Consider the following 13961-nt stretch of genomic DNA (forward strand, 5'->3'; position numbering starts at 1 on the left):
CGGGAGCAGACTGGGCTCTCAGCCGACGCGGGCGAAGACCCGGGCAGCCAGGATGGAGACAGACGGAATGCCGGATTGGGATCGCCCCGAAGACCTCCCAAGCCCGCTCGGCATGGTCGATCATCTCGACTCCGCGGGCTTCGGTCCGGGCGAGGAGGAGCTGGCCTTCGCCCGCGCCTATGTCGCCGACGGAGAGATGGATCCCGCTGTCCTGGCCATGCTGTCGGATCCCGAACGCGGCGCCCGTAACGAGCGCCGCAAGGCCTGGCGGATGCAGCGCGACTGGCCCGCGCTGAGCCAGTATCGCGACGATAACCTCGCCCGCGCCGGGAGCCCCATCGACGTTGTTTTCATGGGCGACTCCCTGACCGAGATGTGGCGCATCGCCAACCCCGGCCTGTTCGGGGGCGGCTACGTCAATCGCGGCATCAGCGGCCAGACCACGCCCCAGATGCTGCTGCGTTTCATGGCCGAGGTCGTCGCCCTGAAGCCCCGGATCTGCCACCTGATGGCCGGGACCAACGACGTCGCCGGCAACACCGGGCCGAACACGGCGCAGGACTTCCGGAACAACATCCTGGCCATGCTGGATCTGGCGCAGGCGCACGGGATCACCGTCGTCCTCGCCAGCCTGCCGCCCTTCGCCACCCTGGCCTGGAGCCCCGCTCTGGGCGACGTCAGCGGCCGGGTCGCCGAGCTCAACGCCTGGCTGAAGGCGACGGCGGAGGCGCGCGGTCTGGTCTTCGCCGACTATTTCGCCGCCCTGACGGACGGCGAGGGGCGGATGCGGACCGACTTCACCCGCGACGGCGTCCACCCCACGCGGCGCGGCTATGCGGCCATGGAGCCGGTGCTGGTCGAGAGCCTGCGTCGGGCAGGCTAAAACGAAAAGAGGCGGACCCTGCGGCCCGCCTCTCGTCGTCTTCGATCGCGATGGATCTCAGTAGCTGTTGGCGGCCGCGATGATGGCCTTGGCGGTCTCTTCCGGCGCGATCAGCATGGCCAGGTGGCCGGCCTCGACCGGGACGACCGTCGAATGCATCTGCTGGGCGAACAGCATCTGCAGCGGGGCCGGGATGATGTGGTCCTGTTGCGAGACGACCGAGATCACCGGGCGCGTCGACCAGGCGGCGGTGTCGCCGACGGCGTTGTCGTTGACGCCGTGGAAGGTCGGATGCTGGGTCGCATGCAGCATCTCCTGCTCGCCCTCGGGCAGGCCGGTGGCGAACTCGGTCTTCCAGGTGCTGATCGGCCAGGTGACATAGCCGCCGGCGTCCGCATGCAGGCTGGCGAACCAGGCGGGAAGCGGGAAGGCCGACAGGATCGAGTTGACCGACTGGCCCGGCTTGGGCGCGAAGGCGGCGACGTAAACCAGCGCCTTCACCTTCGGATTGTTGCCGGCCTCGGTGATGACCACGCCGCCGTAGGAATGGCCGACCAGAATGACGTCGCCGGCCTGGTCATTGATGACGCGGGTGGTGTTGGCCACATCACCTTCCAGCGACGACAGCGGGTTCTGCACCGCCACCACGTTCAAACCAGCGGCCAGCAGATACGGGATGACCCGGCTCCAGCTGGTGCCGTCGGCCCAGGCGCCGTGGACCAGCACCACGGTCTTCCTGGCGGGAGCGGTCTGGGCGTTGGCCGAGACAGCGGTGAGGCCGCCGAGCGCAATCAGCGCAGCGGCCAAAAGGGTACGAAGCGTCCTGAACATTGGGGAGAAGCCCTTCCATGGCTCCGTGGCCCCGCGCCGTGCGGTTCCCTGTGGAGTTGAATTCCTTATAACGCGGTTAGGCGACGGAAGCTTGTCTGTTACGTTTGTTGAGCACGGGGAGAACCATGGCCAAGGCCGACGACCGAACGGTGGTGCTGATCCACGGCCTCTGGGTCACGACGGACTCCTGGGCGGGGTTCCGCGAGGCGTGGGAGGCGGCGGGCTGGACCGTGGTGACGCCGACCTGGCCGGTGCTGCGCGGCCGGACGGCGGCGGAGATCAATGCCGCGCCGCCTGCGGAGCTCGGCGGGCTCAGCGTCGGGAAGATCGTCGATGCGCTGCAGGCCGAGATCGAGCGCCTGCCGGGCAAGCCTCTGCTGGTCGGCCATTCCTTCGGCGGCCTGTTCACCCAGATGTTGCTCGACCGGGGCGTCGGCCGGGCCGGGATCGCGGTCAATCCGGCGCCCATCGGCGGAGTGGTGCACGGCTGGCTGACCCTGACGGCGGCCCTTCCGGTCATCCTGCGCTGGAACGGCTGGAACCGGCCCTATGCCTTCACGCGAAAGCGCTGGGCCGACCGCTTCGCCAACGGGGCGCCGCCCGACGTACAGAACGGGGCGTTTGATGCGTATGTGATCCCGACCTCGGGCCGGGTCTTCTATCAGGCGGCCTTCTGGGCGGGGACCCGGATCGATCCCCGCCGCCGGACCCAGCCCCTGCTGATCACCTCGGGCGACAAGGATCGACTGGTGACGCCTTACCTCTCGCGCGTCGCGTACCGGATCCAGAAGCGCTCGCCCGCTAAGACCGACTTCCTCAACTTCCCCGGCCGTTCCCACCTGCTGCTGGCCGAGCCGGGCTGGGAGGAGGTCACCCGGGCCCTGATCGACTGGGCCGAGACCAACGCCTGACCTCTACGGATGCGCCGCCGTCCAGGCCTCGACCCGTGTCAGGGCGTTCTCGCGCAAGGCCCCGTAGACAGGCCGTAGTCGTTCAGGTGATAGCTGCCGAGATTGCGGGCCAGTGGATCGCTGTAGGCGGCCGGCGAGTCCTTGGGCAGGTCGACCTCCAGCATGCCGTCACGGCACCGGGCGCCGGTCAGATGCGGCAGCAGCGGCGGCATCGTCGCCGCGGCCGCGGGGAAGGGATCGCGGGGCAGGGGCATGCTGCCGGGATTGCTCTCCGGGCCGACGGCTTCCGGCCCATGCCCCTGCACCCGCCAGGTCAGGGGATTGACGCACATGGCGGGTGCCTGGTCCTCGCTCTTCCACGCCCCGCGCCACCAATAGGTCTTGTCGTGGATGATGATCCGCGCGGTCAGGCTGCCGGGCTTGCTGGAGTTCCAGGTCAGGACGCAGCCGGTCTGGTCGGCCGCGTCGCACAGGGGCAGACCCAACTCGGGGAAGGCGTCGGGCACATAGCCGCCGATCAGGTATGCGACCACCAGCCGGTCCTGCAGCGGCGTGCCCAACACCTGCTCCTGCAGCAGGCGGATGGCGTGAACCACGCCCTGGCTGTGGGCGGCGATGATGAAGGGCCGGTCGGCGTTGCGCCCCTCGTTGCGTCTGGCGATGAAGTCGCGGAAGGCGGCGGCGACGTCGGCATAGGCCAGATCGACCGCCCCGGTGTCGCCGAGCCCGCGCAGGGAGGCCTGCCGATAGCGGGGGGCATAGATGCGGCAGCAGCCGTTGAAGACGCTGGTCTGGCCCATCAGCACCGCCCGGTTCAGCGACGCGACGGCGTCCGGGGCGTCCCATGCCGCATTCCAGGTCTCGCTGCCCTTCACCGTGGTGGGGTGGATGAAGAAGACATCGGCGGGCGCGGCGGCCTCATCGACCACGGCCAGACCCGCAGGCGATGACCGCTCCAGACCGTTCCGGCCGGGCAGAGCCAGCCAGGTCTCGGGCTTCGCATAGTCGGGCGCGGGTGAGGCGCTCGCCTGATCGAAAGGCTTCGCCGGCCCGCCGCCGCATCCGGCGAGGAAGGCCGCAGCGGCGATCGCGACGGCCGCGAAGGCGCGCCGCGACGCCCGGCTCACGCCGCCGCTCCCGAGGTCCGGTCGTTCCAGCAGCGCACCGCGACGTCGGAGACTGTCAGATCGCTGACGCCCGTCACCGCGATCGTCCGCCGCTCACCCGCCGCCATGTCGAAGTGGTTGTCACTGAACCTCAGGTCCGCGCGGTCCGAGACCAGATGGACGAAGGCCAGCCAGGTCTCCGCGGACAGATCCACGGCCAGCTCTAGCGGCCCGACCTGCCGGATCGCGACCTCCGGTCGGGCGCCCTTCGTCAGCGGCAGGCTCTTGATCGGGGCGAACAGTTCGCGGTTCGCCGGGAACAGGTCCTCAGGCGAGTTCACCGTCAGGACCAGATCATCGGCCGCCGCGACCTCGCCGCGCCAGACGGGCGCGCCGGTGTTCGGTGCGACGGTGAAGTCCGTCTCGACCCGCCACTCCGACCGCCCGTCCAGATGCGACAGGGTGATCTCCGCCTTGCCCGAGACGGGCTCCAGCCGGTCGTTGGCGATCCACAGCTCGGCGACGCCGTCCTCGATCCGGAACGAGGTCATGACCGGGGCGAAGGCGCGCCGCACCGCGAACCAGCTGGCCTTCTGCACCCCGTCATAGTCGACGAGGCTCCAGCTGACGCAGGGCCAGCAGTCGTTGAACTGCCAGATCAGGGCGCCCGAGCAATGGGGCGTGCGGCGGCGGAAATGCTCGATGCCGAACTTCAGCCCCTCGGCCTGACACCACTGGGTGAAGTCGACATAGTCCTCGATCGTCTTTGGCAGACCCGTGACCGGGGACATCATCAGGTCGGCCTTGCGGGCCTCGTCCTTGATCCGCATCAGGAAGCCGGGGCTCTCCGGATCCAGATCGGCCGGGTTCATCCAGCGTCTGAGCGTAGCCAGCGCAGGCGCCGCCTGCAGCCCGAACTCCGACACGAAGCGGGACATGTCCTCGGCGTAGCGGAAGTACGAGACCGCTTCCGGAGTGGTTCCGAACTCGCCGATCATCTCGTCCTCGGGGATCGGCGGCACCCCGTGCCAGACGGTCCAGTCGTGGACATCCCCGGCGGTCATGCCGTTGGGGTTGGAGCTGCCCCACGGGCTGCCGGGGCGATACAGGGCCTTGGGGTCGAGGCGACCCAGCACCTCGGGGATCAGGTCGTCATAGAGGGCGGTCCCGGACAGCCGCACCGGATCGCCGCCCTTGTCGGTGTTGATCCGGTTCATCGCCTGGCTCTCGTTGTTGCCGCACCAGACGGCGAGGCAGGCGTGGTGGCGCAGGCGGCGCACCTGCTCCTCGACCTCGATCTTCACCGAGGCGGCGAACTCGCCGTCCTCCGGATAGTGGGCGCAGGCGAACATGAAGTCCTGCCAGACCAGCAGCCCCTTGCGGTCGCACAGGTTGTAGAAGGCGTCAGGCTCATAGACCCCGCCACCCCAGACCCGGATCATGTTCATGTTCGACGCGACCGCGTCGTCCAGCAGCCGGTCATAGGGCTCCGACGCCAGGTCGCCGACAAAGGACGAGGCCGGCACCCAGCAGGCGCCCTTGATGAAGACGGGGCGCCCGTTCAGCACGAAGCGGAAGAAGGTCGTCCCCGGTTCGCCCGGGTCCGGAGACTCGTCCAGGGCGATCGTCCGGATGCCGACGGACTGCACGACCTCGTCCACCAGGCGGTCCCCGTCGGACAGGCGAACCGACAGGCCATAGAGGGGTTGTTCGCCCAGATCGGCGGTCCACCACAGGCGCGGCCGTTCGATGGTCAGGGCGCCCGAGGCGTCGCCGGGCGGGCCGGTGCGGCTGAAGACGACGGCGCCGTCCGGGTCGGTCAGGGCGACCTCGACCACCAGGGCGGCGTCATGGGGCGCATCGACGGTGATGTGGACGCGGGCGCTTTCGGCGGAGACGGACAGGGTGTCGAAGCGGACCTCGGCCAGTCGCGGCCGGGCGCGGGTCTCGACGCGGGCGGCCTGCCAGACGCCGACGGTCGGCAGGTCGGGGCCCCAGTCCCAGCCCCAGCCGAACTGGGCCTTGCGGATCTGGTTGCGCTTCGAGCGGCTGACGCGGTCTGTGAAGGCGGTCCAGACGGGCAGGGGATGGTCGACGACGGCGAGGGCCGGCGGATCGAAGCGGACGGCGACGGTGTGGGTCTCGCCCGGCTGGATCTGGGTGCCGATGTCGAAGGCATGACGCCGGAACATATTGTCCGTCCGGCCCAGCAGCCGGCCGTCCAGATAGACGGAGGCGAAGGTGTCCAGGCCGTCGAAGACCAGCTCCGTGACCGTGTCCGGTTCTGCTGCGGGCGCGACGAAGGTCGTGCGTTGCCACCACTCCCGATCCCGCACCCAGGCGGCCGCGTCCTCGTTGCGGCCCTTGAACGGGTGCGCCAGCCGTCCGGCCGCGATCAGGGCCAGATAGGCGTCGCCCGGCGCCGGAACCGGCATCCAGGCGCCGGGCGTGTCGGCGGCGCCTACGGCCGAACCCTGACCGGGGTCGAAGTCCAGAATTTCCCAGCGGTCCAGCAGCACCGGAGCGCCCCCGCTCATCGGCTCTTCTCGACGTCCTGGACGAAGCGGTCGACCTCGGCGTTGGCCCTCTCGCCCGCGCCGACGAAGTAGTTGTGGCCGATGTCCTGGAAGGTGACGAGCCGGGCGTTGGGCAGCATCTCCGACATCTTCTTGCCGGCCTCATAGGGGACGGCCAGGTCCTGGGTGCCGTGCAGGACGAGGGTGGGGAGCTTCACCGCCGCCACCTCTTCCGGGGTGATGGAATAGTCGATGATGGCGTGGCTCTGGGCGATGACGCCGGTCATGTTGAACGGGTCCTTGTCCAGCATGGCCTTGTCGCGGGCGATGGCGTCGTCGGGCGCCGCATCGCCGTAGCCGCCCTTGTATTTGGCCGGCTTGGCGAAGGCCTTGAGCAGGGGCAGGGCGCGATAGATCAGGCTGATCAACCACTTCGGACGGGGCGGGATGTCCGGCGTCTTGGCCATGGTGCAGCCCAGGATCAGCGACCGGCAACGCTCCGGATAGCGGGCCCCGAACTCCAGGGCGATGCCGCCGCCCATGGAGACGCCATAGACGTGGGCGCTCTCGATACCGGCGGCGTCCAGCACCTTCAGGGCGTCGGCGACCATCTCCGAGACGGAGGTCTTGCGCCGCGTGCCGCTCTGGCCCGTGCCTTCGTTGTCGAAGGAGACCAGCCGGTACTTGCCGCCGAACGCCTCATAGACCGGGTACCACATGGCCGAGGAGTAGCGGTGGCCCATGATCAGCAGGATCGGCACGCCGTCGCCGCGCTCTTCCCAATGCAGCCTGATGCCGCCGTTCGTGATGAAGGGCATTCGATCTTCCTTCTCTGCCGCCGAATGGCGTTCGCGTTTCCGGTGGCGATCTGACGTCGCCTGATCCCATGCATTCCACCGAAACGCGGCTTCGTCAATCTTCACTCGCGATTGAATGAAAGTTGACCGGCCTCGATTTCGATGGAACATCTTATGCCATGGCGACGTCAGATCGCCGAGGAAACCGCACCCCCGAAAGGCTTCAGCTCCATGGCTCGCACCCTGATCGCCGGCGTCGGCATGATCCCCTTCGCCAAGCCCGGCCAGAGCGCCGACTGGGACGTCATGGCCGAGCAGGCCATCCGCCTCGCCCTCACCGATGCCGGCGTCGGCTATGAACAGATCCAGCAGGCCTATGCGGGCTATGTCTACGCCGACTCGACCGCCGGACAGTCGGCCCTCTACCGCGTCGGCTGCACCGGCATTCCGATCGTCAACGTCAACAACAACTGCTCGACCGGCTCCAGCGCCCTGTTCCTGGCGCGGCAGATGATCGAGGCGGGCGCCGCCGACTGCGTCCTGGCCTTCGGCTTCGAACAGATGTTGCCCGGCGCGCTCGGCGCCGTCTTCACCGACCGCAAGCGGACGCTCGATCATCATCTGACGGTGCAGGAGCGCATCCTCGGTCAGGACGATACCTCACCGCTCGTCGCCCAGCAGTTCGGCGGCGCCGGCCTCGACTATCAGCAGCGCTACGGCGCCCCCGACGAGGTGTTCGGCCTGATCTCGGTCAAGGCGCGCCGCCACGCCGCCAACAACCCCATGGCCCTGTTCCGCGATCCGATCTCGCTGGAGGAGGTGATGGCGTCCAAACACCTCTACGGCCCCCTGACCCGCTATCAGGCCTGCCCGCCGACCTGCGGCGCGGCTGCGGCGGTGCTGGTCTCACCGGCCTTCGCGGCGAAGCACGGGCTGAAGGCGGAGGTCGCCATCCTTGGCCAGGCCATGACCACCGACTATGCCGAGACCTTCACCGGCCGGTCGATGATGAGCATTGTCGGATACGAGATGACCCGCGAGGCCGCACGGTCCGTCTACGAACAGGCCGGCGTCGGCCCCGACGACATCCAGGCCGTCGAACTGCACGACTGTTTCACCGCCAATGAGCTGATCAGCTACGAGGGTCTGGGCCTCTGCGAAGAGGGCGGGGCCGAGCGTTACATCCGAGACGGCCAGAACACCTACGGCGGCCGCCACGTTGTGAACCCGTCGGGCGGCCTGCTGTCCAAGGGCCATCCGCTCGGCGCCACCGGCCTGGCCCAATGCTATGAGCTGACGCAGCAACTGCGCGGGACGGCGGACCGGCGGCAGGTCGACGGGATGACCCACGCCCTGCAGCACAATCTGGGTCTCGGCGGCGCCTGCGTCGTCACCCTCTACGGGCGCGCCTAGAACACTGGCCTAGGCGGCGATCACCGCCAGTAGCAGGCGCCGGAAGCCGTCGGCGGCCGCCACCGTGGCGGGCACATGCAGGCAGCGCGCGTCGTCTTCCTCGACGTGGTGATAGCGGTGAATGCCGAAGGTTCCGGCGGCGGGGGCGTAGCCGGCCTTGATCACCTCATCCAGCTCGCCCGCCGACAGGACGGCGCTGGACACCGGCGACTCGTAACCGAGCTGACCCGCGAACACGCCCTGCGCCACCAGCACGAGATCCGGCGAGATCGACAGTACCCGCTGGGCGTCGACATTGGGCAGGGGGGTGAGCACGCCGGGCAGTTCGCGCCAGTCCCGCGCCGCGACATTGGCCCCGAGGTGCAGCCAGAAGCGGGTCGCCTCGACCGGCGGCGCGATGGCCTTCATCGCCTCGGCCGCGCCCAGATATTCGTACTCGTGCCCGGTGTTGCAGATCAGGGCGAGGTTGTAGTCGGGCAGGGCCGCCGGAGCCCAGCGGGCGATGTCCAGCCAGGCCGCGATGCCGCCGCCACGCTCGGCCGCGCAGCCGAACCAGCCGGAGCGCGGGGTCGAAACCGCGATCCACTTCGCCTTGCCGCGATCCATCCGGCCCACGAAGTTGAAGGCGTCGCGTCGGCCGCCCTGACCGTCCAGAACCAGCCTGGCCTCCTTGCGCTCGAAGGCGGCGGCGAGGAAGGGCTGGGCCTTGTCGGGCGCCAGCAGGGCGACGGGGCCGGGGAACATCGGCTGGCGGCCGTCGGCGTTCAGGGCGATGACCTTGCCGGTCGGGCCGTTGGTGATGGTGACGACCGCCTTGGCGCCCGCCGCGAAGGCCGCGTCGATGGGGCCGCGGACGGGCCGGGGCAGGGCCGAGGACCAGCGGGCGAACGGCAGGTCGACCAGGGCGATCGCGCCCTGAAGCGATCCCGTGAAGTGCCCGGCGACATCGACGCGCACCAGAGGGCCGGTGACGCCGTCCGGCCCGGTCGGGGTCACGATGGGCTGCGGCCAGACGGGGACGGTCGCCCCTTCCAGCGTCAGCTCGGCCTTCGTCGCCTCGAAGAAGGGCGCCTGGAAGGTCTGGCGCTCGACGGCGTATCCGGCTTTCTCGATCTCGCCCGCCAGCCAGTCGCCGCAGGCCATGTCGCCGGGCCCGCCCGCGCGCTTGTTACCGAAGCCGACGTATTTCTGCAGGTCCGCCTCGATGCTCGCGGCGTCGGGCCCGGTGACCCTGGAAGCCGGGGCGCCGGACGCGGGCGCGGCGGTGGCGCAGGAGGCGGTCATGGCCGCCCCGCCGATGGTCGCCAGGGCGCCGGCGCCGAGGAAGGTTCGTCTGGAAGCATCGATCATCGCGGTCGCTTTCGTCGATCTGGAACGCAGAATGTCCGGGAGGGTCTCAGCCCGCCAATTCTATTGGGCAAGCCCCTTCTTCGCCCGTCCGCCGAGGAACAGGACGCTGACGAAGGACAGGGCGCACATGGCCGAAAGATAGACGGCGATGGGCAGGCTGGTCTCGTAGCGGGCGAACAGGGCCGTGGCGATGATGGGGGCCAGACCTCCGCCCACCACGGCGCCCACCTGATAGCCGAGCGAGGCGCCGGAATAGCGCACCGACTTGGGGAACAGTTCGGCGAACAGGGCGGCCTGTGGCCCGTACATCATGCTGACGAAGGTCAGCTGGACCGTGATGGCGGCGAAGATGAGCAGGGGCTCGCGCGTCTCGATCAGGGGGAAGACGGCGAAGGCCCAGACGCCCGACAGGAAGGCGCCCCACAGGAAGACGCCCAGCCGCCCGAACCGGTCTGACGCCGCGCCGCAGAGCATCAGGATCGGGATCATCAGGGCGCTGCCGGCCAGCACCGAGAACAGCAGGACGTCGCGGTCGATCTTCAGCGTCGTCGAGCCATAGGCGATGGCGTAGGTGATGGCGATGTAGAAGCAGACGTTGTTGGCGACGAAGGCGCCGCCGGCCAGCAGCACCGTCCGCCAGTGACCGAAGATCACCTCCAGCAGCGGCGAGCGACGGCGCTCGGCGGGCCCGGCGTCCGCGGGTTTCTCCGCTTCGGGCTCCCGAATGCTCAGGTGGATGATCAGGCCGATCAGGATCAGGCCGACGCTGAGCACGAAGCCGATGCGCCAGCCCCAGGTCAGGAAGGCGTCGTTCGGGGTCAGGGCGCTGACGATCAGGAAGACGGTATTGGCCAGGACCACGCCCAGCGGCACCCCGATCTGGACGAAGCTGCCGTAGAAGCCGCGCTTGCCGGCCGGGGCGCTTTCGATGGCCAGCAGGGCCGCGCCGCCCCACTGACCGCCGACCGCCAGTCCCTGCAGGAAGCGAAGGGCCACGAGGGCGAGCGGCGCCAAAACGCCTGCGGTCGCATAGCCGGGCAGCAGGCCGATGATCGTCGTCGACAGCCCCATCAGCAGCATGGCCACCACCAGGGCCTGTTTGCGCCCATGGGTGTCGCCGTAGTGGCCGAACAGCATCCCGCCCAGAGGCCGCGCCACGAATCCCACCGCGAAGGTGCTGAAGGAGGCGATTTGGGCCACGAACGGCGGCAGGTCGGCGGGGAAGAACAGGTGCGGGAACACCAGAGCCGCAGCAGTGCCGTAGATGAAGAAGTCGTACCACTCCACCGCGGCGCCCGCCGAAGCCATGATCGCGACCTTCAGGCCGGGCTTTTGGGCGGATTTCTCCGTGCCAGACATCGCTTTCTCCGGGTTTCCTCGGGCGTTCTGACGACGCCTTCCGTCCCTGGACTTTCAGCCGGGTCGCACGGGAGTGTCAATCGATTGTACAACAAAACAAAGATTATTGTCCGATGTGTAGGATAGAAAATCTATCACTTATGCCAAAAATGCCCTTTTCTTTCGGCTTTTCTCAATAGCTGAGCTGCAAGCGTCGGCGCGGAAATGTCGTAACGCAACAAAAGAAGGATTGTCGTACAATCTTGACAGTGCCCGGAGGCGGGAGGATGGTCCGGCTCAACCGGCGTCAAAAAGCCGGCATCGATAAATCATGGGAGAGGTAACAAGGCATGGTTCGTTTGCTCGCGTGCTCGTCCGCGGCTCTGATCGCGGCGATGGTCCCCGGGGCGGTGTTCGCCCAGACGGCGGCCCCGGCTCCCGCACAGACGCAGTCTGAACAGACTCAATCCACCAGCGTCGGCGACGTCGTCGTCACCGCGCGTCGTCGCGAGGAGGCCGTCCGAGACGTGCCCTCGACGATCACCGCGCAAGGCGCTGAAGCGCTGGAACAGAAGAGCCCGATCGAGGGCGTGGGCGACCTGCTGCAACTGGTCCCCGGCGTCCGCTTCAACGGCGTCCAGTCCGAGAACCTGGCCGAGGTTTCGGTGCGCGGTTCGGGCACCCAGCGCGCGACCAGCGCCGACTCGGCCGTAGGCCTGTTCGTCAACGGCGCCTATGTCGGCTCCTCGACCCTGGGCGGTCGCAACTTCAAACGCCTCGACTACTTCGACCTGGCGCGCGTCGAGGCTCTGGAGGGCCCGCAAGGCGCCCTCTATGGCCGTAACTCCGAGTTCGGCAGCATCAACATCGTCCTGAACCAGCCGGTCTTCCGCAACGGCGGCCGCGCCTCGGTGACCTACACCGATGACCTCGGCCAGGTTCAGTCGACCGCCATCGTCAACCGCCAGATCAGCGACAAGGTCGCGGTCCGCTTCGGCGCCCAGGTCACCGGCCAGGGCGGCGGCATCTACTACAATCCGAACCAGGACAAATACTACGATCACACCGACGGCTACCTGCTGCGCGGCCAGATCCGCTACAGCTCGGGTCCGCTGGATGTGAACCTGATGGTCGATGCGCAGGACATGAACCTGCCGACCTTCGTCAACCAGTGGGTGGTGCCGGCGGGCCGGATCGCGACCCTGCCGCAGGGCTACACCGGTCCGCGCTACGACGTGGGTTCCGACGTGCCGAACGATCTGCACCAGACCGTCCAGCGCGCCATGCTGACCGCCAAATACGATCTCGGCTGGGCCCAGCTGACGTCGACCACCATGGCGATGCAGTATCATTCGGTCCAGAACTTCGCTGCGGCGATCGATCTGGCGACCGAGGCCTCGTTCCAGCAACAGGGCTGGATCGGCCTGTACCCGCTGGGCGGCACGCGCACCGACGTCAAGGACAAGACCTTCTATCAGGACGTCCACCTGACCGGCGACGCCCTGGACGGCAAGCTGCAGTGGCTGGGCGGCATCGAAGGCCTCTGGCAGGACGACGACTATAACCGCGACATCCGCACCAGCCCCTGCGCACTGACGGCGACGTCCAGCATCTGCGGCGGCACCCCGGCGACCCCGCTCTGCTACAAGCTGATCCCGACGGCGGCCAACTGCCCGGTGACCTTCCCCCTGGCCTTCGGCACTCGCCGCGTCGTGCCGTCGAACTACCATTCGGCCGCCGTCTACGGCTCGATGAAGTACGACATCGGCCAACTCTCCCTGTCGGGCGAGCTGCGCTATTCGAAGGACAAAAAGGAGGCGTCGCAAACCGACTACCGCCTCTACACCACCACCGTGGTCGGCACGCCCACGACCTATGAGTTCGACGAGGACAATGTCTCCTACGCCGCCTCGGCCAGCTACAAGCTGAGCCCGACCTCGCTGATCTACGCCCGCATGGGCACCGGCTATCGCGCCGGCGGCGTCAACAACGGCTCTACCGTCGCCGTGGCCCCGAACCCGCTGCAACCGACCTACGGCAACGAGCAGACCACCAGCTATGAGGTCGGGCTGAAGACCAACTTCACGCGCAACGTCTTCTTCCGTCTGTCGGCCTATCAGTCGCGGACCAGGGACGCGATCGCCCTGGTCACCGACGGCTGCACCGTCACCAACGCCTGCCTCCAGGCCGCCACCAACTTCAACATCAACGGCGGCACGATGGAAGTGAAGGGCGTCGAGGCCTCGCTCGACGCGGCGTACCAGGTCGCCAACGGCCGCCTGACGCTGGGCCTGAACGGCGCCCATCAGGACGCGACCTGGGACGAGGTGGCGGCCGTCGCCGGCGCCCCGATCCTTGGCAGCCAGGTGGCCCAGACGCCCGACTGGACCTACTCGGCCAACGTCAACTTCCGCCATCCGGTGGGGACGGGCATGAGCGGCTTCGTCAACGTCGCCTGGAACGGCCAGGAAGGCGGCGGTCAGGATACGGTGACCACCTCGACCCCCTTCATCCCGCTGGAAACGGTCAGCAACGTCGATTTCCGCACGGGTCTGGATTTCCGTCAGATCGAGGTGGCCCTGTTCGTCAAGAACGTCACGAACCAGATCATCCCGGTCCTGAAGCTGCAGCAGGTCGATATCCCGCTGGCCAACCGCTACAGCCGCCCGCGCACCTGGGGCGTCACCGCCACCTACCGCTGGTAACCCGCCTACTTCCGTCTCGATGAACTGCCGCTTCCGCCCCGTGCGGAAGCGGCTTTTTCGTTATGGGGCGGGCGCAAAAAAAAGCCGGGACCGGGGCCTTGCGGTTCCGGT

Annotated in this window: 10 protein-coding genes; 4 read left to right on the top strand and 6 right to left on the bottom strand. The window is 68.2% G+C overall.

Annotated features, from left to right (window positions below):
- Positions 1-67: 67 nt before the first annotated feature.
- Positions 68-883, top strand: a complete 816-nt coding sequence (locus tag ACW172_RS13210) for a GDSL-type esterase/lipase family protein (RefSeq protein WP_492031903.1) — start codon at positions 68-70, stop codon at positions 881-883.
- A gap of 57 nt (positions 884-940) precedes the next feature.
- On the opposite strand, the gene ACW172_RS13215 is transcribed toward ACW172_RS13210, so the two are convergent.
- Positions 941-1690, bottom strand: a complete 750-nt coding sequence (locus ACW172_RS13215) for an alpha/beta fold hydrolase (protein ID WP_492031904.1) — start codon at positions 1688-1690, stop codon at positions 941-943.
- 149 nt (positions 1691-1839) lie between these two features.
- Between ACW172_RS13215 and ACW172_RS13220 the strand changes: the two genes are divergently transcribed.
- Positions 1840-2625, top strand: a complete 786-nt coding sequence (locus tag ACW172_RS13220; RefSeq protein ID WP_492031905.1) for an alpha/beta hydrolase — start codon at positions 1840-1842, stop codon at positions 2623-2625.
- Positions 2626-2663: 38 nt separating this feature from the next.
- Here the strand turns inward: ACW172_RS13220 and ACW172_RS13225 are convergent, their stop codons facing one another.
- The 3 genes from ACW172_RS13225 to ACW172_RS13235 are packed head-to-tail and all read right to left on the bottom strand — an operon-like array spanning position 2664 to position 7065.
- Complete coding sequence (locus tag ACW172_RS13225; RefSeq protein WP_492031906.1) at positions 2664-3752, bottom strand: DUF3089 domain-containing protein; 1089 nt, start codon at positions 3750-3752, stop codon at positions 2664-2666.
- A complete protein-coding gene (locus ACW172_RS13230; RefSeq protein ID WP_492031907.1) occupies positions 3749-6268 on the bottom strand; it encodes a beta-mannosidase in 2520 nt (839 codons plus the stop codon). The genes ACW172_RS13225 and ACW172_RS13230 overlap by 4 nt, the downstream gene beginning before the upstream one ends.
- Positions 6265-7065 carry an alpha/beta fold hydrolase gene (locus tag ACW172_RS13235; protein WP_492031908.1) on the bottom strand — a complete coding sequence of 267 codons (801 nt, stop codon included), beginning with the start codon at positions 7063-7065 and terminating at the stop codon, positions 6265-6267. The genes ACW172_RS13230 and ACW172_RS13235 overlap by 4 nt, the downstream gene beginning before the upstream one ends.
- Before the next feature lie 210 nt (positions 7066-7275).
- Here ACW172_RS13235 and ACW172_RS13240 point away from each other — a divergent pair, with 210 nt between their 5' ends.
- Positions 7276-8457: a lipid-transfer protein gene (locus ACW172_RS13240; RefSeq protein WP_492031909.1), complete on the top strand. Its 1182-nt coding sequence runs from the start codon at positions 7276-7278 to the stop codon at positions 8455-8457.
- A gap of 9 nt (positions 8458-8466) precedes the next feature.
- Here ACW172_RS13240 and ACW172_RS13245 read toward each other — a convergent pair whose 3' ends face one another.
- Entirely contained in the window at positions 8467-9807 is a 1341-nt protein-coding gene (locus tag ACW172_RS13245; RefSeq protein ID WP_492031910.1) for a hypothetical protein, read from the bottom strand.
- Between the two features lie 60 nt (positions 9808-9867).
- Entirely contained in the window at positions 9868-11166 is a 1299-nt protein-coding gene (locus ACW172_RS13250) for an MFS transporter (RefSeq protein ID WP_492031911.1), read from the bottom strand.
- Between the two features lie 329 nt (positions 11167-11495).
- Between ACW172_RS13250 and ACW172_RS13255 the strand changes: the two genes are divergently transcribed.
- Entirely contained in the window at positions 11496-13850 is a 2355-nt protein-coding gene (locus ACW172_RS13255) for a TonB-dependent receptor (protein ID WP_492031912.1), read from the top strand.
- The last annotated feature ends 111 nt before the right edge of the window (positions 13851-13961 follow it).

It is taken from the genome of Brevundimonas sp. ALps5, assembly GCF_058681645.1.